Annotated in this window: 16 protein-coding genes; 5 read left to right on the forward strand and 11 right to left on the reverse strand. The window is 73.5% G+C overall.

Going from position 1 to position 19,212, the window contains the following annotated elements; genetic code table 11:
* Positions 1 to 36 precede the first annotated feature (36 nt).
* Positions 37 to 732, reverse strand: coding sequence for a nucleoside triphosphate pyrophosphatase (locus J7523_RS08740; RefSeq protein WP_291885014.1), 696 nt, complete (start codon positions 730 to 732; stop codon positions 37 to 39).
* Between the two features lie 248 nt (positions 733 to 980).
* Here J7523_RS08740 and J7523_RS08745 point away from each other — a divergent pair, with 248 nt between their 5' ends.
* Entirely contained in the window at positions 981 to 1,691 is a 711-nt protein-coding gene (locus J7523_RS08745; RefSeq protein ID WP_291885017.1) for a vitamin K epoxide reductase family protein, read from the forward strand.
* Positions 1,692 to 1,756: 65 nt separating this feature from the next.
* Here the strand turns inward: J7523_RS08745 and J7523_RS08750 are convergent, their stop codons facing one another.
* From J7523_RS08750 to J7523_RS08765, 4 genes are all read right to left on the reverse strand, one after another.
* Positions 1,757 to 3,469: a DUF885 domain-containing protein gene (locus J7523_RS08750; protein ID WP_291885020.1), complete on the reverse strand. Its 1,713-nt coding sequence runs from the start codon at positions 3,467 to 3,469 to the stop codon at positions 1,757 to 1,759.
* A gap of 147 nt (positions 3,470 to 3,616) precedes the next feature.
* Positions 3,617 to 3,835, reverse strand: coding sequence for an acyl-CoA carboxylase epsilon subunit (locus tag J7523_RS08755; RefSeq protein WP_291885023.1), 219 nt, complete (start codon positions 3,833 to 3,835; stop codon positions 3,617 to 3,619).
* The gene (locus J7523_RS08760) at positions 3,832 to 4,377 is read right to left on the reverse strand and encodes a hypothetical protein (protein WP_291885026.1); all 546 of its coding nucleotides are present in this window, start codon (positions 4,375 to 4,377) and stop codon (positions 3,832 to 3,834) included. Before J7523_RS08760 ends, J7523_RS08755 begins: the two co-directional genes overlap by 4 nt.
* Before the next feature lie 13 nt (positions 4,378 to 4,390).
* Positions 4,391 to 6,010, reverse strand: coding sequence for an acyl-CoA carboxylase subunit beta (locus J7523_RS08765; protein ID WP_291885141.1), 1,620 nt, complete (start codon positions 6,008 to 6,010; stop codon positions 4,391 to 4,393).
* A gap of 141 nt (positions 6,011 to 6,151) precedes the next feature.
* Between J7523_RS08765 and J7523_RS08770 the strand changes: the two genes are divergently transcribed.
* Together J7523_RS08770 and J7523_RS08775 are read left to right on the forward strand one after the other, a co-directional pair.
* Entirely contained in the window at positions 6,152 to 7,021 is an 870-nt protein-coding gene (locus J7523_RS08770) for a biotin--[acetyl-CoA-carboxylase] ligase (RefSeq protein WP_291885029.1), read from the forward strand.
* A 14-nt stretch (positions 7,022 to 7,035) separates the two neighbouring features.
* Positions 7,036 to 8,163 carry an adenylate/guanylate cyclase domain-containing protein gene (locus J7523_RS08775; RefSeq protein ID WP_291885031.1) on the forward strand — a complete coding sequence of 376 codons (1,128 nt, stop codon included), beginning with the start codon at positions 7,036 to 7,038 and terminating at the stop codon, positions 8,161 to 8,163.
* Positions 8,164 to 8,173: 10 nt separating this feature from the next.
* On the opposite strand, the gene J7523_RS08780 is transcribed toward J7523_RS08775, so the two are convergent.
* Both J7523_RS08780 and J7523_RS08785 read right to left on the reverse strand, forming a co-directional pair.
* On the reverse strand, positions 8,174 to 8,911 hold the full coding sequence (locus tag J7523_RS08780) for an SOS response-associated peptidase (protein ID WP_291885033.1): 738 nt from the start codon (positions 8,909 to 8,911) through the stop codon (positions 8,174 to 8,176).
* A gap of 77 nt (positions 8,912 to 8,988) precedes the next feature.
* A complete protein-coding gene (locus J7523_RS08785) occupies positions 8,989 to 9,975 on the reverse strand; it encodes an aldo/keto reductase (RefSeq protein WP_291885036.1) in 987 nt (328 codons plus the stop codon).
* A gap of 94 nt (positions 9,976 to 10,069) precedes the next feature.
* Between J7523_RS08785 and J7523_RS08790 the strand changes: the two genes are divergently transcribed.
* Together J7523_RS08790 and J7523_RS08795 are read left to right on the forward strand one after the other, a co-directional pair.
* Positions 10,070 to 11,608 carry a PLP-dependent aminotransferase family protein gene (locus tag J7523_RS08790; RefSeq protein ID WP_291885039.1) on the forward strand — a complete coding sequence of 513 codons (1,539 nt, stop codon included), beginning with the start codon at positions 10,070 to 10,072 and terminating at the stop codon, positions 11,606 to 11,608.
* A 415-nt stretch (positions 11,609 to 12,023) separates the two neighbouring features.
* Positions 12,024 to 13,478: a Bcr/CflA family efflux MFS transporter gene (locus J7523_RS08795; RefSeq protein WP_291885042.1), complete on the forward strand. Its 1,455-nt coding sequence runs from the start codon at positions 12,024 to 12,026 to the stop codon at positions 13,476 to 13,478.
* Positions 13,479 to 13,616: 138 nt separating this feature from the next.
* On the opposite strand, the gene J7523_RS08800 is transcribed toward J7523_RS08795, so the two are convergent.
* The 4 genes from J7523_RS08800 to adhE all read right to left on the reverse strand — a co-directional run bounded on the left by J7523_RS08800 (position 13,617) and on the right by adhE (position 19,061).
* Positions 13,617 to 14,858 carry a pyridoxal phosphate-dependent aminotransferase gene (locus J7523_RS08800; protein ID WP_291885045.1) on the reverse strand — a complete coding sequence of 414 codons (1,242 nt, stop codon included), beginning with the start codon at positions 14,856 to 14,858 and terminating at the stop codon, positions 13,617 to 13,619.
* Between the two features lie 223 nt (positions 14,859 to 15,081).
* A complete protein-coding gene (locus tag J7523_RS08805) occupies positions 15,082 to 15,207 on the reverse strand; it encodes a molybdopterin oxidoreductase (protein WP_291885049.1) in 126 nt (41 codons plus the stop codon).
* A gap of 309 nt (positions 15,208 to 15,516) precedes the next feature.
* A complete protein-coding gene (locus J7523_RS08810) occupies positions 15,517 to 16,074 on the reverse strand; it encodes a hypothetical protein (protein WP_291885052.1) in 558 nt (185 codons plus the stop codon).
* Positions 16,075 to 16,289: 215 nt separating this feature from the next.
* Complete coding sequence (gene adhE / locus J7523_RS08815; RefSeq protein ID WP_291885055.1) at positions 16,290 to 19,061, reverse strand: bifunctional acetaldehyde-CoA/alcohol dehydrogenase; 2,772 nt, start codon at positions 19,059 to 19,061, stop codon at positions 16,290 to 16,292.
* Between the last annotated feature and the right edge of the window lie 151 nt (positions 19,062 to 19,212).

Consider the following 19,212-nt stretch of genomic DNA (forward strand, 5'->3'; position numbering starts at 1 on the left):
GACAAGGTCCGCCACGCGGTCCGTGTGGCCGGACGGTCAGGCGTGGTCGCGCCAGAGGCTCGGGATCGTCACGTCGATCTCACCGAGCAGCTCGCGCAGCAGCGGCAGGCTCAGGCCCACGACGCCGTGGTGGTCGCCCTCGATCCGCTCGACGAACGGGCCGCCCAGCCCGTCCACCGTGAACGCGCCCGCGACGGCGAGCGGCTCGCCCGTGCGCACGTACGCCGCGATCTCGCTGTCGGACAGGTCCGCGAAGTGCACGACGGTCGACGACGTCGCGCCCAGCGTGCCGCCCGTACCGGCGCCGCCCTCGCCGCTCGTGCGCTCGTCGACCAACCAGTGCCCCGTGTGCAGCACGCCCCGGCGGCCCCGCATCGCCCGCCAGCGGGCCACCGCGTCGTCCGCGTCGAGCGGCTTGCCGAGGATCTCGCCGTCGAGCTCGAGCATCGAGTCGCAGCCCAGCAGCAGCAGCTCGTCGTCCGCGTCGTCCGCGTCGAGCCCGAGCCGCTCGGTGAGGTCACCGTCCGCGAGCGACCGGGCGACGTCCTCGACCTTCGCCTGCGCCAGCACCAGGACCGCGTCGGCGGGGTCCAGGTCGCCGAAGCGGGCGCGGGCCGCCTCGAGCACCGCCACCTCGTCGACCGAGGAGACCGCGACGAGCGGGTCGATGCCGGCCGCGAGGAGCGTGGCACGGCGGGCGGGCGAGGCGGAGGCGAGCAGCAGACGGGTCACGGTCCGCGAGCCTAACGAACGGGCGCGGCGTCGCACGGGGGCGCGTCGGAGCGTCGGGCGCACGCCTCGCGCGGCCCCCGCCGGCGGTCCCGCGGTCGGGAGCGCGCCCTCCCGAGGCCCGAGCCCGCGATCTGCGGCCACTAGGTCCTCCGTCCGGTCCCGGCGCACAGGTCGCCGGGGCAGAATGGGCGGCTGGTGAGCGACGACGCGGCACGGACCGGGTCGCGGACGGCAACGAAGGAGACGCTGTGACAGACGCGGCCACGCCGACGAGCCAGGGGAGTGACCCCGACCTCGACGCGCTCGACGACGCCTACGAGGACGACGACCTCGATCTCGTCGACGACGACCCCGACCTGCTGCGCCCGGCGCCGCTCGCATGGCGCCGACGGACCGCGATCGAGATGGCGATCTCCGGCGTCATCGGCCTGTACACGTCGTTCGTGCTGTCGATCGAGGCGATCACGCTCGCGAAGGACCCGGACTCGACTTTCGCGTGCGACCTCAACTCGGTGATCAGCTGCGCGGAGGTCGCCAGCCGGTGGCAGGCGAGCCTGTTCGGGTGGCCCAACGCGTTCCTCGGCATCGCGGCGGAGGCAGTCGTCATCACGGTCGCGGTCGCGATGATCGGCGGGGTCACGTTCCCGCGCTGGTTCATGCTCGCGGCCGAGACGATCTACACGCTGGGCTTCCTGTTCGCGATGTGGCTGTTCTACGAGGCGTGGGCCGTGATCGGCGCGCTGTGCCCGTGGTGCCTGCTGATCACGCTCACGACGACGGTCGTCTGGGCGGGTCTGACCCGCATCTGCGTCCGCGACGGGCACCTCTTCCCCGGTCCGCGCGGCGCGCCGCTGCGCCGTTTCGTGGCGTCGGGCAACGACTGGTTCGTGACGATCGCGTTCCTGGTCGTCATCGCGATCATGGTCGTCGCGAAGTACGGGTCGTCGCTCCTATCCTGACGCGAACGTGCGACACGAAGGGGCGGGCGCGTCACGGCGCCCGCCCCGTCGTCGTCCTGCGAGCCTCAGCCCGCGAACGCCGCCTTGAGCACGTCGAGCGGCAGCGACCCCATGCCGAGCGCCCGCGCGTGGAACGCCCGCAGGTCGAGCTCCTCGCCGCGCTTGGCGGCGGCCGCCGCGGCCTCGTCACGGGTCTGCTCCCACAGGCGCTGGCCGATCTTGTAGGACGGCGCCTGCCCGGGCCAGCCCAGGTACCGGTTCCACTCGAACCGCACGAACGGCTCGGGCATGTTGACGTTGGCCCGCAGGAACTCCCAGCCCTTGTCGGCGTCCCACGTGCCGGTGCCCCAGCGCTCGGGCACCTTCAGCCCGAGGTGCACACCGATGTCGAACACCACGCGGGCGGACCGCAGCCGCTGCGCGTCGAGCATGCCGAGGCGGTCGCCCGGGTCGTCGAGGAAGCCGAGGTCGGCCATGAGCCGCTCGGCGTACAGCGCCCAGCCCTCGGCGTGGCCGGACGTGAAGCACATGAGCCGGCGCCAGCCGTTGAGCGTGGCCCGCTGGTAGACGGCCTGGCCGACCTGCAGGTGATGCCCGGGGACGCCCTCGTGGTAGACGGTCGTCTTCTCGCGCCACGTGTTGAACGTGGTCACCTCCGGCGGCACGGACCACCACATGCGGCCGGGGCGGCTGAAGTCGTCGCTGGGGCCGGTGTAGTAGATGCCGCCGGTCGTCGTCGGGGCGATGCGGCACTCGAGGGTGCGCATGGGGGCGGGGATCTCGAAGTGGCGGCCGTCGAGCGCGTCGATCGCGGCGTCGGACGTCTCCTGCATCCACGCGCGCAGCGCCTCGGTGCCGTGCAGCTGGCGGCTCGGGTCCTGGTCGAGCTTCGCGACGGCGTCCTCGACGCTCGCACCCGGTCCGGCGACCTCGGCCGCGACGGCCTCCTGCTCGGCGATGACGCGGTCGAGCTGGTCGACGCCCCACGCGTACGTCTCCTCGAGGTCCACCGTGGCGCCGAGGAACGTGCGGGACCACAGCGAGTACCGCTCGCGGCCCGCCGCGTCCTGCTCGGGAGCCTGCGGCGCGAGCTCGTCGCGCAGGAACGCGGCGAGGCTCGCGTACGCGCCGCGGGCGGCGGCCGCACCCCGCTCCAGCTCGGCGCGCACGAGCGAGCAGGACGCCGAGTCGTCGAGCACCGCGGCCGCCTCCTTGCCGGAGACGAACGACGTGAAGAACGACTCGGCGGGGTCGGCGAGCTCCTCGGCCTGGCGCGCCGCCTCGACGACCTGCCGGACGGCGGCGACGTTCCCGGCGGCCGCGGCCGCGCGCAGCGACTCGACGTAGCCCTCGACCGTGCCGGGCAGCGCGTTGAGACGGGCGGCGACGTTCTCCCAGGCCTCGACGGTCCCGGTCGGCATGAGGTCGAACACGTCGCGCATGCCCTGCACGGGCGACGCGATGTTGTTGAGGTCGCGCAGCGTCTCGCCGGCCGCGTCGTGCTCCGCGTACAGGCCGAGGCGCTCGCGCATGGCGGCGAGCGTGATGTCGTCGACCTCGTCGCGGGGCGAGAGGCCGTCGAGGGCCTGGAGCGTCGACCGGGCCGCGTCGACCCGGGCCGCGTGACCGGCCGGAGAGTAGTCGGTGGACTCGTGGTCGTGGCCCGCGATGCCGATGCTCGTCGCCGCGAACGGGTCGAGCCTGGCGTACGTGTCGAGGTAGGCCTCGGCCACGGCGTCGATGGGGGAGGGTTCACGCGAGGTGGGCGTCGTCGTCACCCGCCCGACCCTACTGGGCGGTAGGGAGCGGCTGAAGCGTCCCGGGGACGCGCGGGGCAGCCGGCCGGACGCCCGCGTGAGCCGTGCACGAGCCGTCTGCCGACGCGCCGGACGTGGGCTCGGCGGCCACGCGCCCCGCCTCCCGAGTCAGTCCCGCAGGCTCCAGCGCCACGCGTCCGGTCCCGGACGTGCGGGGCCACCGCCCCGGACCGTGCGCCGGCGGTCGTTCCACGCCGACGTCACCGGGGCGTCGGCGTCCGGGTGGTGGTGCTCGTCCGAGCCGGCGGCGAGCAGCCCCGCGACGAGCGCCGCGAGCTCGACGTCGTCCGGCGTGCCCCGCACCACCTGCACGTGCGCGTCGGTCACGACCCGCCGTCCTCGTCCTCGTCCTCCTCGAACAGCACCGGCGCGCCGCGCGAGACGCCCCACTCGGAGACCGTGAAGCCCGCGTCGACCAGTCGCTGCGCGATGTCCGCGCCTCCGCCGTCGATGAGGTCGAGCACCGAGTCGAGCGACAGGTCCGACGCCTGCGACTGCGGACCCACGACGAACCCGACGTGGAACGTGTCGACTGCGTCGGGCGTCGGCGGCGCGTCCGCGTCGGTCTCCTCCTCGTCGCCCCACGACATCCCCGTGAGGTCGGCGTGCATGCCGAGCTGGTCGTGCAGCAGGTCGTACAGGCGGGCGTTGAGCGCCCCGATCTCGCCCTCGAGCGACAGGACGCGCGGATCCTCGTCGGCCTCGTGCGCGCCGAACTCGGCCCGCACCCCGACCGCCGTGTCGACGTACCCGTGCAGCGCGGCGCTCAGCAGCTCGACGGCCGCGTGCAGCTCGGTCGCGTCGATGCCCGTCAGCGGCTCGGTGCTGTGCGAGTGCTCGTGGTCGTCGTCGTGGTCGTGGTCGTTCAACGGGTGGTTCCTCTCAGAGGGGGATGTTGCCGTGCTTCTTGGGCGGCAGGCTCGCGCGCTTGGTGCGCAGCAGGCGCAGCGCCTTGGTGATCTCCGTGCGGGTCCGCGACGGCTCGACGACCGCGTCGACGTAGCCGCGGTCGGCTGCGTCCCACGGGTTGACGATCGCCTCCTCGTACTCGGCCGTCAGGCGCCGACGCTCGGCCTCGACGTCCCCGCCGTCCTTCGCGACCGCGGCGAGCGCCCCGCGCTGCAGGATGTTCACCGCGCCACCGGCACCCATCACCGCGATCTGGGCCGTGGGCCAGGCGAGGTTGACGTCCGCGCCGAGCTGCTTGGAGCCCATGACGATGTACGCGCCACCGTACGCCTTGCGGGTGATGACGGTGACCAGCGGGACCGTCGCCTCCGCGTACGCGTAGATGAGCTTCGCGCCGCGCCGGATGATGCCGTTCCACTCCTGGTCGGTGCCCGGCAGGAAGCCCGGGACGTCGACGAACGTGAGCACCGGGATGTTGAACGCGTCGCACGTCCGCACGAACCGGGCGGCCTTCTCGGCGGCGTTGATGTCGAGCGTGCCGGCCATCGCCATGGGCTGGTTCGCGACGACCCCGACCGGGTGCCCCTCGACGTGCCCGAACCCGATGATGACGTTCTGCGCGTACAGCGGCTGCACCTCGAGCAGCACGCCCTCGTCGAGCACGTGCTCGATCACGGTGCGCATGTCGTACGGCTGCGTGTCCGAGTCGGGGACGAGCGTGTCGAGCTCCTCGTCCTCGGGCGTGACCGACAGGTCGGCCTCGTGCGGGTAGCTCGGCGGGTCCGTGAGGTTGTTCGCCGGCAGGTACGCGAGCAGCGAGCGCACGTAGTCGATCGCGTCGTCCTCGTCGGACGCCATGTAGTGCGCGACGCCCGAGCGGGTGCTGTGCGTCGTCGCGCCGCCGAGCTCCTCGAAGCCCACGTCCTCGCCGGTCACCGCGCGGATCACGTCGGGGCCCGTGATGAACATGTTCGACGTGCCGTCGGCCATGACGATGAAGTCGGTCAGGGCGGGGGAGTACACCGCGCCGCCCGCGGACGGGCCGAGGATGAGGCTGATCTGCGGCACCACGCCGCTCGCGGCCACGTTGCGGCGGAAGATCTCCGCGAACTGCGTGAGGCCCGCGACGCCCTCCTGGATGCGCGCGCCGCCGCCGTCGCTGATGCCGACGAGCGGCACGCCCGTGCGCAGCGCCAGGTCCATCACCTTGGTGATCTTCTGGCCGTGCACCTCGCCGAGGCTGCCGCCGAACACCGTGAAGTCCTGCGAGTACACGCACACCGGCCGACCGTCGACCGTGCCGTGGCCCACGACCACGCCGTCACCGGGGATGCGCTTCTTGTCGAGCCCGAAGTTCTGCGAGCGGTGCCGCACGAACGCGTCGAGCTCGGTGAACGAGCCCTCGTCGAGCAGTGCGTCGATGCGCTCGCGGGCGGTCTTCTTGCCGCGTGCGTGCTGCTTGTCGACCGCGGCCTGCTCGGCGGCGTCGGCGGCGGCGTGCCGCTCGGCCAGGTCGGCCAGGCGGGTGGCGGTCGTGCCGGCCGCGCCTCCGCTCGCGGGCGGGGTGGCGGACGTGTCGGCGGCGTCGTCGATCTGGGTCACCCGACCGAGGCTAGTTGTGGAACCCCACCATGCGCGTGCAGGGCGATCACGGCGTTGCGGGCCCGCGGTCGTCGGGATCCCACAACGGACGGGCCTGTGCGTGGTGGACGGTCGCACGTCATCATGGGCGCCATGCCGTCCGACGACCCCCGCGCCCCCCTCGACGTCGCCGAGCTCCGCCGACTCCTCGTCGCGCCCGACGGGCCGCTCGCCCGTGTCGACGTGGTGGAGAGCACCGGGTCCACGAACACCGACGTCGTCGACGCCCTGCGCGCCGACCCCGAGGCGTGGCCGGACACGGGCCTGCTCGTCGCGCACCACCAGACCGGTGGCCGAGGCCGCGCGGGACGCGGGTGGGAGACGCCCGCCGGGACGTCGCTGACCTGCTCGTTCGTCATCCGGCCGCACGCACCCGTCGAACGGTGGGGGTGGCTGCCTCTGCTCGCGGGGCTCGGTGCCGTGACGGCCGTCCGTGCCACCGCGGGCGTGCCCGCGCTGCTCAAGTGGCCCAACGACGTGCTCGTCCCGGCGGGAAGCGCCGTCGAGGGCTGGGGGGCGTACCGCAAGGTCGGCGGCATCCTCACCGAGGTCGTGCCCGCTCCGCCCGGGCACGATCCCGCCGTCGTCATCGGGATCGGCCTCAACGTGTCGCAGACCGCCGACGAGCTGCCGGTCGAGTCCGCGTCGTCGCTCGCGCTCGCGGGCGCGCAGCACGTCGACCGGCTCGGGCTCCTCGTCGCGCTCGTCACCGCGCTCGACCACGTCGCCGGCCGGTGGCGCGTCGCCGGCGGGGACGCGCGGGCGTCCGGGCTCGCCGACGAGGTCGCCGCGGTGTGCGGCACGATCGGCAGCCGCGTCCGCGTCGAGGAGCCCGGCGGCGGGTCCACGACGGGGCTCGTGCAAGGGCTCGACGACGACGGCGCCCTGCTGCTCGTCGACGACGCGGGCGACACGCACCACGTCCTCGCGGGTGACGTGCGTCACGTCCGCGACGCGGGGTGAACTACCCTCGACGCGTGCCCGACGACCCTGCCAGCCGCGGCGCCGACGCCGCGCCTCCCACCCCCGAGGCGCCCGACGCGCACGACCTCGAGGTCGTCGAGTCGACCGTCGGCGAGCTCGACGCCGCGCTGCTCGGCGGGCCACGCACCCTCAGTGCGAGCGACCTCGCCGCCCGCGCCGACATCGACCTCGACGTCGTCCGCGGCTTCTGGACCACGCTCGGCCTCCCGCACGCCGCCGCCGACGACGCCGTCTACACCGAGCGCGACGCCGAGGCCGTCGACCGCGCCGCCGCTCTCGTCCGCGAGCACGGGCTCGACATCAAGACCGTCATGACCGTCACCCGCGCCCTCGGCCACACGTCCGACCGGCTCGCGCTCTGGCAGGTCGAGGCGCTCGTCGAGGACATGGCCGACCGCTACGAGCTCGACGACACCACCGCGCGGCTCCTCGTGCTCGACCGGCTCGCCGACCTCGCGCCCGTGCTCGAGGCGCAGCTCGTGCACTCCTACCGCCGGCAGCTGTCCGCGATCGCCGGCCGGTACGCCGCCGAGTTCGGGCACCTGCGCGGCGCCGACGCCGGTGACCGGACGGCCCTGCCCCTCGCGCGGGCCGTCGGCTTCGCGGACATGGTCTCGTTCACGCGGCGCACCGCCGGGCTCGGGTCGACCGACCTGTCGCAGTTCGTCCAGCGCTTCGAGGCCGCCGCGCGGGACATCGTCACCGGCGCCGGCGGCCGCGTGGTCAAGACCATCGGCGACGCCGTGCTGTTCGTCGCCGACGACGCCGCGACTGGCGCCCGCATCGCGCTCGGGCTGGCCGACGAGCTGGGCAGCGGGCTCGACGTCGGCGTCGCCAAGCAGATCGGCGGGCTCGCCGACGGCGCGCGCGGGGTCACACCCGTCCGCGTCGGGTTCGTGTGGGGGCGGGTGCTGTCCCGGTTCGGCGACGTGTTCGGGCCGCACGTCAACCTCGCCGCCCGGCTCACCGACATCGCCGAGCCGAGCACCGTCCTGACCGACACCGCGACAGCCGAGGTGCTGGCCGGCGACGCGCGGTTCGTGGTCGAACCGCTCGCTGCTCGGGACCTCGCCGGGATCGGGAGCGTCACGCCGGTCCGGCTGACAGCCGCGCCGGCCTAGCCCCGCACGCTCAGGCCTCGGGCTCCGGCTCCACCGGCTCGACGAGGTCCGGCCCGTTGTTCGCGACCGCGTTGACCTGCGTGGACACGGGAGTCGCGACGATGCGCGGCGGCTCGGCGTCGAGCAGGGCGGCCGCCTCGTCGGCGCTCGTCGCGGGGCTCAGCCACGCGTCCCACGCCTCTGGCCGGAGCATGAGCGGCTGCCGGTCGTGGATGTGCGCGAGCTCGTCGGTGGCCGGGCGGGTGATGACCGTGGTGCTGACGATCCACCGGTCGGGGTCGTCGTCGGTCTTGGACGGGTCCTTCCAGAACTCGTAGAGGCCGGCCAGCGCGACGACCTCGCCGGTCTCCGGGTGCAGGTAGAACGGCTGCTTGCGCTTCGTCGTCGCGCCCGGGCCGGGCTTCTTCCACTCGTAGTAGCCGTCGGCGGGAAGCAGCGCCCGGCGGGTCGCGAACGGACGGGCGAACGCCGGCTTGTCCGCGACCGACTCGACGCGAGCATTGATCATCCGGTTGCCGACCGACGGGTCCTTGGCCCACGACGGGACCAGCCCCCAGCGGGCGACCCGGAGCTGGCGGGTCACCTCACCCGTCTGCTTGTCGGCCCGCTCGACGACCATCCGGACCCCGTCGGTCGGCGCCACGTTCCACGACGGCCCGAGCAGCCGCACGTCGTCGGCCACGGTCGCGATCGCGAACTCGTCGGCCAGGGTCTGGTCCTCGCGGAAGGACGCGTATCGCCCACACATCCCCCCAGGATCGCAGGCGCCACCGACACCGCGCGCGACCGCGGCCGTCCTCCCGCGCGGCGACGTTTCCCGTGGGCTCAGGCCGCGTCGAGCCGTGCCCGGACGTCGTCGTCCAGCACCAGGTCCACCGCGGCGAGGGCGTCGTCGAGCTGCGCGACGCTGCTCGGGCCCACGAGCGGCACCACGGGCACCTCGCCCCCCATCAGCCACGCGAGGGCGACGGTCTCGGGGCTGACCCCGAGCTCGCGTGCGACGTCGCGGAGCACCTGGAGCCGGTGCCTGCCGCCCGCATGGTCGGTGCCGCCCGAGAGGGGCTTGTCGTCGCGGGACAGGGCCCCCTTGAGCAGCGGGGAGTACGCGACGACGGCGAGCGACGGCCGGCCGTCGACGCCGGTCGAGGCCGCGTAGTCGAGCAGGTCGCCCGTGATCCAGTTGGTGCGGAACGGGTTCTGCGTCGGCTGCAGGTACCCGCCCTGCTGCTGCACGATCCCGTACGGCGCCACGCCCAGCCGCTCGGCGGTCGCCCGGGCCTCGACGACCCGCCACACGGTGACGTTCGAGATGCCCGGCACAGTGACCGCCCCGTCCGCGACGAGCTCACCGAATGCGCCGACCGTCTCCTCGAGCGGTGTCTCGCGGTCGTCGACGTGCCCGTACAGCACGTCGAGCTTCTCGACGCCGAGGTGGCGCATGCTCCCGAACGCCTCGCGCTTGACGACGTCGGCGCCGAGGCCTTCGAAGTTCGTCGGCGCGACGCCCGACAGCGGCAGCGCGGGGTCCTTCTTGCCGGCACCGCACTTCGTCGCGACCTTGACGAGGCCGGCCGCGCCGCGCGACCGGATCCACCGGCCCAGCACGTCCTCGCTCTCGCGGCCGTGCCCGCCGGGGATCCACGCGTTGTAGTTGTTCGCGGTGTCGACGAACGTTCCGCCCGCCTCGACGAAGCGGTCGAGGATCGCGAACGCGGTGTCCTCGGCGGTGCTGGTGCCGAAGTTCATCGCGCCGAGGCACAGCGTGCTGACCTCGACGGTCGTGGCGCCGGTGCCGATCGTGCGGTACTGCATGGGGGCTCCTCGGTGGTCGTGGCGTCGGGACCCGTGCGTCAGGGTCACGCGTCGACGGTAGGAGATGAGCGGCCCGGTGGTACGGTCCGATTCCATGCGGTCCGACCAGACCAATTCGTTGACCGGCGCTGATCTGCTGCTCGCTCTCGACGGGTCCGGGCCCATGCGTGACCAGCTCGCTCGGGCCGTGCGCGCCGCCGTCCGGGAAGGGCGGCTCGCCGCGGGGGCGGCGCTGCCCCCCAGTCGGGCGCTCGCGGAGAGCCTCGGCGTCTCGCGGTGGGTCGTCACGGAGGCGTACGGCGAGCTCGTCGCCGAAGGCGTGCTCGACGCCCGCACCGGTTCCGCCACGCGCGTCGCGCAGGGTGCCTGGCCCGTGCAGGGCGTCGGCGGGACGCCGCCCGTCCTGCCCGCGACCGCGCGCTCGCAGGTCGCGTCGTCGCTCTCCGCCGCGTCCTCGACGGGCGTGCCGGCCGACGGTCGCCCCGGCACCACCGTCGTGCCACCCGCGACGAGCCCTCCGCCACCGTCGGGGCGTCTGCGCTACGACCTCGGACCCGGCGTCGCCGACCTCCGCCACCTCCCGCGCCAGGCGTGGGCACGCGCAGCCCACGACGCCGTCATGGCAGCGAGCCCGTCCGACCTCCTCGGCGCTCACCCGCTCGGCGAACCAGGGCTGCGCGCGGCGCTCGCGGCGAGGCTCACGGTGTCCCGGGCGGTCGTCGCGGCACCGGACGACGTCGTCGTGACGCACGGGTCGAGCGACGGCGTCGCGCGGGTCGCACGCGCGCTGGTCGCGGCGGGGCACCGTGCACTCCTCGTCGAGGACCCGGGTTGGCCGGTCCTGCGCGACGTCGCCCGGCGTGCCGGCCTCGAGCCCGTGCCGGTCCCGGTCGACTCCGACGGCGTCGACACCGACGCGCTCGTGGCGCTCGCGGAGCGCACCGGTGCCCGCGCTGCCCTCGTGACGCCCGCCCACCAGTTCCCGTCGGGCGGCGTCCTCGCCCCCGCGCGGCGCGAGGCGCTCGTCCGGTGGGCGCGTGACGTCGACGGCGTGGTCCTCGAGGACGACTACGACGCCGAGTTCCGCTACGACCGGCGACCGGTCGCGGCGCTCCAGGGCCTCGCGCCCGACCGCGTCGTGCTCGTCGGGTCGCTCAGCAAGACGCTCGCGCCAGCGTTCGGCACGGGGTGGCTCGTCGTCGCTGCGCGGAGGTGGGCCGGGCTCGACCCGTCCGTGCCGCCTCCGCCGGTGCTGCACCAGCTCACGTTCGCCGCGCTCGTCGCCGACGGGTCGTACGACCGCCACCTCCGGGCGGCCCGGACGCGATACCGCCGTCGTCGGACCGCGCTCCTGGCGGCGCTCGCGGCAGCGCTGCCCGAGCTGCGCGTCTCCGGGGTCGCCGCAGGGCTCCATGCGGTGCTCGCGCTGCCCGACGGGGCCGACGAGCAGCGCGTGGTGCGGCTGGCCGCGCAGCGGCAGGTGCACGTCGTGGCCGCCGGCCGCTACCACGTGGTGCCCGACGGGCACCCGCCTGCGCTCGTCCTCGGGTACGGCAACCTCGTCGACGCGGTGCTGCCGGAGGCGGTCGACCGGCTCGCCGACGCGGTCCGGGCTGAGGTGCACACGCGGTGAGCCCGGTTCCCGCCGGACCTCTGCTCTGAAGCGAGCGGTGGCCCTGACGCGAGCGGTGGCCCTGACGCGAGCGGTGGCCCTGACGCGAGCGGTGGCCCATGCCCCCTGACGCGAGCGGTGGCCCCTGCCCCCTGACGCGAGCGGTGGCCCCTGCCCCTGACGCGAGCGGCGGCGTGACTGCGTGACCGGCATGACCGGCCCGTGACGGTGTCCGGGGGGCCGCGTGACCCGACGATGACGAGGTCCATGCGCGCCGCCGTCGAGCGGGGTGATGTTGACGACACCGCAGGTTGACGCGGGTCGAATCGATTCGCGTCGGAGCGTCGGCGGTGTGAGACTTGACCGCGATGAGCTTGCGCACGACCTATGCCCCCGCCCTCGATCCCGCCCGCCACCGACCCTCGTCGAGCAGCCGATGACCACGCACCTGAGCCCGGGCCGCCACGCCACCCTCCCCGGTTCGCCCCACCCGACGCCGGCCGTGCCGACGCCGGCCGTGCCGACGCCGGCCGTGCCGACGCCGGCCGTGCCCACGCCGTCCGTCCCCACGCCGGCGACGCCCGCGACGGTCCACGCCGCGCCGGCCCCGGGGTCGACCGCCGCCCCGGCCGAGACGCCTGGCACCGACGGCGGCGCGGTCCATCCCGCCGCAGCGGAGTCCACCGCGCCGACGTACCGCCCGAACGCGAAGTACGTGCTGCTGCTCGGCATGATGTGCGCGCTCCCGGCGATCTCGAACGACATCTACCTGCCGTCGCTGCCGGACGTCGCGCGCGACCTGAACACGTCCGCGACGGCCGCCCAGCTGACGATGACCGCGATGATGGTCGGGGGCGCGCTCGGCCAGCTCGTCATCGGGCCGCTGTCGGACCGGTTCGGCCGGCGCAAGCCGGTGCTCATCGGTGTCGCTCTGCACGTCGTCACGTCGGTGCTGTGCGCGCTCGCGCCGGCGATCCTCCCGCTCATCGGCATCCGGGTGGCGCAGGGCTTCTTCAACGCCGCCGCGACCGTGGTCGCGATGGCCGTGATCCGTGACCGGTTCGTCGGCGCCGACGCGTCCCGGCTGATCTCCCGCCTCATGCTCGTCATCGGCGTGGCCCCGCTGTTCGCGCCCTCGGTCGGCGGACTCATCGCGGGCGAGGTCGGGTGGCGCGGCGTGTTCGGTGCGCTCGGGCTGTTCGGCGTCGCGCTGTGGCTCGTCGTCTGGCGCCGCCTGCCCGAGACGCTCCCGCCCGAGCGGCGACGCGACGGCGGCATGCGGACGGCGATGTCGGGGTACGCCCGGCTCTTCCGCGACCGGCACTTCCTCGCGCTCGCGCTCATGCCCGGTCTCGGGAACGCCGTGCTCATGAGCTACGTCGTCGCGTCGCCGTTCGTGCTCCAGGAGGGGTACGGGCTGTCGTCGCACCAGTTCTCGCTGCTCTTCGCCGTGAACGGCCTCGGGCTCGTCGGCGGTGCGCAGGTCAACGCGGCACTGGTCCGGCGGGTCGCGCCGATCCGGATCATCCGCGTCGCGCTGCCGCTGTCCGTGGCGTTCACGACGGGTCTGCTGGCCATCGCGATCACCGGGTGGGGTGGGCTCGCCGCGATCCTCGTGGCGCTGTGGCTCGTGCTCGCGCTCGTCAACCTCGCACCGCCGAACGCGTCCGCGCTCGCCCTCAGCCGGCACGGCGAGATCGCCGGCACCGCCGCGGCGCTCATCGGGGCGATCGGCATCGGGGTGTCCGCGGCGATCAGCCCGCTGTCGAGCCTGTTCGGCGGGGACTCCGTCGCGATGGCCGGCGTCATGGTCGCTGCGGCGGTGGCGGCCCTGCTGGTGCTTGCGATCGCGACCCCCGCCTACCGTCGCGGGGGCGCCTGGGCGGCGTGACCGTGCTCCGCGGCCGACGTCCCGACGGGTCGCCGGCCGCGGCGGCAGCGGTGCAGCGACATCGCCGGTCGGTATCGACCGGTGCCGCGTCGACGGGCTCGGCGGACCGAGCGGACAGGAGCCGCCCTGGGCGGCCGCTCAGCGCGTGCGGAGCGCCTGCAGGCGGTGGACGGCGTCCTCCAGGACGTCGTCCCGTTTGACGAAGGTGAACCGGACCCACGAGCGCAGCGCGGTGTCGGCCTCCGACCCGGCGTGCGTGAACGCGGTGACGGGCACGCCGACGACACCGGCGAGCCCGGGCAGCGCGTGGCACAGGGCCTCGCCGTCGTCGAACCCGAGAGGGGCCGCGTCGGCGAGCACGAAGTAGGTGCCGTCGGGCCGGACCACGCCGAACCCGGCGTCGACCAGCCCGCTGCACAGCAGGTCGCGGCGGCGCGTGAGGGACGCAGCCAGCTCGTCGACCCAGTCCGCGACCTCCGGGTCGCGCAGCGCGAACGCGACGGCCGGCTGGAACGGCGCGCCCGACACGTACGTCAGGAACTGCTTGACCGTCCGCACGGCCGTGACCAGGTGCTCGGGGCCGGTGACCCAGCCGATCTTCCAGCCCGTGAACGAGAACGTCTTGCCCGCCGACGACACGGTCAGCGCGCGCTCCGCCATCCCGGGCAACGTCGCGATCGGCACGTGCTCGGGGCGTGCGGGGCCGCCCAGGAGGAGGTGCTCGTACACCTCGTCCGTGACGACGACGGCGTCGTGCTCGATCGCGAGGCGCGCGACGACCGTGAGCTCCTCGCGGGTCAGCACGGTGCCGGTCGGGTTGTGCGGGGTGTTCAGCAGCACGAGCCGGGTGCGGTCGGTGAACGCGGCCGTGAGCGCCTGGACGTCGAGCCGGAAGCCGTCGGGAGTCGGGCGCAGCGGCGCGGTCGTGTGCGTCGCGCCGGCCATCGCAACGGCGGCCGCGTAGGAGTCGTAGAACGGCTCGAGCGTCAGCACCTCGTCACCCGGACCCGTCAGGGCGAGGACTGCGGCCGCGAGCGCCTCGGTGGCGCCAGCGGTGACGAGCACCTCTCGATCGACGTCGAACGTCAGCCCGTACCGGGCCAGCTGGTGCTCCGCGACGGCCTCGCGGAGCGCCGGGATCCCCGGGCCTGGCGGGTACTGGTTCGCTCCCTGTGCGATGGCGTCCGCCGCCGCCCGGGCGACCGATCCGGGACCGTCGACGTCGGGGAAGCCCTGCCCGAGGTTCAGCGCACCCGTCCGGGTCGCCAGCGCCGACATCTCGGCGAACACCGTCGCGCGAACGTCGCCGGTCGGAGTCAGGAGGCCCGTCGCACGGGCCACCTCACGCCAGCGAGGGGTCAAGGTGGTCGGCGTCGTCACCTCGCGAGGATAGGCCGACCGTGCGCCCGAGGCTCCGTCGACCGTTCCCGTCCGCGCGGGACAGCCGGTCGACGACGACGCGCACGATGGACTACCCGCGCGGCGGACGACCCGTTCGATGGACGACCCGTTCGGTGGGCGACTCGCACGGTGGACCCGCACGGTGGACCCGCACGGTCGACGAGCCGCAGGGTCGACGAGAGCGTCGGCGTCGGGCGCCGGCTCAGAGGATGCCGGCCGCCGCCATCGCACCGACGACGACGAGCATCGCGAGCGACGCCCAGGCGCTCAGCACCCACCACTCCACGTGGTGCCTGCGCGTGACGCGCACGGGGTGTCGGTCGGCCATACCTTCACCATCGGCACGTCGGTCCGGCGGTACAACGTCCCGCGCCGTGAAGCCGCGAAATCACCCGGATGGGCGCGGCCCCGGTCGACCAGGCGCCCGTCGTGGGCGGACGAGTGCGACGTCTGGCTCGCACCCGACCAGGCGCCCGTCGTGGGCGGACGAGTGCGACGTCGGACGGGACGGCTCGCACCCGACGAGGTGCCCGTCGTGGACAGTCGAGTGCGACGCGGTACGGGACGGCTCGCGACCGTGGGCACTGCGCGTGCCGACCACGGGGCTCCGGCTCGCCGGCCGGAGCCCCGTCGACCGTCAGCCGGAGGTCGCGTTCCGCAGGTCGTCGCTCAACGAGGACAGCTGCTGCGAGAGGTCGTCGAGCGCGTCGGCGGCGTCGCCGCCCGCGTCGGCCTTCGCCGCGTCGAGGTTCTGCCGCGCCGCGTCGAGCTCGGCCTGCGCGTCGGCGATGGCCTGCTGGCTCTGCTCGGTGCCGTCGGCCTTGGCCTTGTCGAGCGCGGCCTGGGCGTCTGTGACGGCCTGCTGCGCCTGGCTCACGGCCTCGTCGGCCTTCGCCTTCGCGTTCGCGTCGAGCGCGCTCAGCTTCTCTTTCGCGGCCGCGATCTGGTCCTTGGCCTTCTGCGCTTCCTGGCTGGCGTCCTCGAGGGACTGGCGGGCCTCGTCGACGGCGCTGCGGGCGCTGCTGGCAGCGTCCTTGGCCTGCTGGGCGGCGTCGTCGATGTCCGAGTCGGAGCAGGCTGCGAGGCCGGCGACGGCGCCCACGGTGAGCGTGAGCACGGCCAGGCGTGAGGTGGTGCGGGTGCGGAACGACAAGGGGGTCGCGGTCCGCGTGAGGGGGTGGCCGATCGGGGGCACGGTGTCCTCCTGGGGGTCGGGTCCGCCATAGTCTGCCCGCCCGTCGCCGGCTTCGCCCACCGGTGCGGTCGCCGCCGGCCCGGCAACGTGATGCCGCTCGCGGCTCGTCACCGGACAAGGCGATGCCTCGCCCGGCGGGTGGTCAGCCGGGCGAGGCATCGGGGCGAGCAGGTCGGCCGCTCCCGCAGAGGGGGGGCAGGGCGGCCGCGGAGGTCTCAGGCCTCCAGCTGCTCGCTGCGGCGCGTACGGACGTCCTCCAGCGACGTTCCGTAGTAGGCCGCCGTCATCAGGTCCTTCATGTCGTCGATCATCGGCATGCGCGGGTTGGCGGGAGCGCACTGGTCCTCGTAGGCGCCCATCGCGACCTCGTCGAGCCGGGAGATGAACTCCCGCTCGTCGACGCCCTGCGCCTGGAAGGACGACGGGATGCCGACCTTCGAGCGCAGCGCCTCGACCGCGAGGGCGTAGGACTCCACGCCCTCGGCCGGCGTCGAGGCCGGCAGGCCGAGCATCTGGGCGATCTGCTGGAACCGCTCCGGAGCGACGTAGTTCTCGTACTTCGGCCAGCTCGTGAGCTTGGTCGGGACGGTGCCGTTGTAGCGGATGACGTGGGGGAGCAGGGTCGCGTTCGTGCGGCCGTGCACCAGGTGGTACGTCGACCCGACCACGTGGGCCATCGCGTGCACGATCCCGAGGAACGCGTTGCCGAAGCTCATGCCCGCGATCGTCCCGGCGTTGTGCATCTTCTCCCGGGCGTCCCGCGTCGCGGGGTCGTTCGGGTCCCCGTTCACGGACATCGCCAGGTTGTCGAAGATCAGGCGGATCGCCTGGAGGGCCATGCCGTCCGTGAAGTCGTTGGCGTAGACGCTGACGAACGCCTCGGTGGCGTGCGTCAGGGCGTCGAAGCCCGAGTCCGCGGCGAGCGAGGCGGGCATCTTCGAGGTCAGCACCGGGTCGATGATCGCGACGGTCGGCGTGAGCGCGTAGTCCGCGAGCGGGTACTTCTTGCCGGCGTCGGGGTCGGAGATGACCGCGAACGGCGTGACCTCGGCGCCCGTGCCCGACGTGGTCGGGATGCAGACGAGCTGCGCCAGGTCGCCGAGCAGCGGGAACTTGAACGCGCGCTTGCGGACGTCGAAGAACTTCTGCTTGAGGTCGTTGAAGTCGATCTCCGGGTGCTCGTAGAGCAGCCACATGACCTTCGCCGCGTCCATCGGCGAGCCGCCGCCGAGGGCGATGATCGTGTCGGGGCGGAAGTGGCGCATCTGCGCCGCACCGGCCTTGACGGTCCGCACGGACGGCTCGGGCTCGACCTGGTCGATGATCTGCAGCGCGACCTTGTTGGGGCGGCGGTTGAGGACGTCGATGATCTTGTCGACGAAGCCCAGCGTGGTCATCGTGGCATCGGTGACGATCGTGACGCGCTCGACGCCGGCCATGTCGGACAGGTAGCGGATGGCGTTGGGCTCGAAGTACGTCTTCGCCGGAACCTTGAACCACTGCAGGTTGTTGTTGCGGCGACCGACCCGCTTGACGTTGATGAGGTTCACCGCCGAGACGTTGTTGGACACGGAGTTGTGCCCGTACGACCCGCAGCCCAGGGTGAGCGACGGGATGAACGCGTTGTAGATGTCACCGATGCCGCCGAGCGAGCTGGGGGCGTTCGCGATGACGCGGACGGCCTTGACCCGGCTGCCGAACTCCTCGGTGAGGGCGTCGTCGCGCGTGTGGATCGCCGCCGAGTGGCCGAGGCCGTCGAACTCGACCATCTGCTCGGCCAGGCTGATGCCGTGCTCGGTCGACGTCGCGCGCAGCACCGCGAGGACCGGCGCGAGCTTCTCGCGGGTCAGCGGCTCCTGCGGGCCGACGCCCGACACCTCGGCCAGGATGATCGACGTGTCGGCGGGGACGGAGAAGCCGGCCTTCTCGGCGATCCACTGCGGGGTCTGGCCGACGACCGACGGGTTGAGCTTGGCCTCGGCGCAGTTCGTGCCCTCTGCGTCCACGCCGAAGATGAACTGCTCGAGCTTGGCCTTCTCGGCGGGCGTCGCACGGTAGGCGTGCAGGACCGCGAACTCGCGCATGGCCTCGTCGTAGATGACGTCGTCCAGGATCACGGCCTGCTCGGAGGCGCAGATCATGCCGTTGTCGAACGCCTTCGACAGCACGACGTCGTTGACGGCCCGCTTCAGCTTCGCAGACTTCTCGATGTACGCGGGGACGTTGCCGGCACCGACGCCGAGCGCGGGCTTGCCGCACGAGTACGCCGCGCGGACCATCGCGTTGCCGCCGGTCGCGAGGATCGTCGAGACGCCCGGGTGGTTCATGAGCGCGTTGGTGGCGGCGATCGAGGGGGTCTCGACCCACTGGATGCAGTGCTCCGGCGCGCCGGCGGCGACCGCGGCGTCCCGCACGACCTTGGCGGCCGCGACGGAGGACTTCTGGGCGCTCGGGTGGAACGCGAAGATGATCGGGTTGCGCGTCTTGAGCGCGATGAGCGACTTGAAGATCGCGGTCGACGTCGGGTTCGTCACGGGCGTGACGCCACAGATGACGCCGACGGGCTCGGCGATCTCCGTGATGCCCCGCAGGTCGTCGCGGTTGATGACGCCGACGGTCTTGAGGTCCGCCATCGAGTTCGTCACGTGCTCGCACGCGAAGATGTTCTTGACGGCCTTGTCCTCGAAGACGCCACGGCCCGTCTCCTCGACGGCGAGCTTGGCGAGCTGACCGTGCTGGTCGAGCGCGGCGACAGAGCCCTTCTTCACGAGTCGGTCGACGTCCTCCTGCGTGAAGCGGGAGTACTCGGCGAGGGCCTTGGAGGCGTTCGCGACGAGCTGGTCAATGGCACCGGTGATGTCGGCCTCGGGCGTCGTCGGCGCGGGTGCGGTGGTCGGAACGGCGACCGCGGAGGCGGCTGCCGGGACGACGGTGTCGGCCTTGCGGCCCTTGGACGTGCGCGACGTGCTGGACTCGGTGACGGTCACCGTGGGCTCCCCTTGAGCAGGCAACAGGTGTGGGTTCGCTCCGACGCTGGAGATCGCGGTTGCGACATCCATGACGCTATTGACTCGAGACGTCGGATGAATGGGGCGAAGGTCCTGACCTGCCCCCCGGAGGCCGTGCAGCGGCGTTGTT

This window comes from Cellulomonas sp. (genome assembly GCF_017744555.1).
Taxonomy (GTDB): Bacteria; Actinomycetota; Actinomycetes; order Actinomycetales; family Cellulomonadaceae; genus Cellulomonas.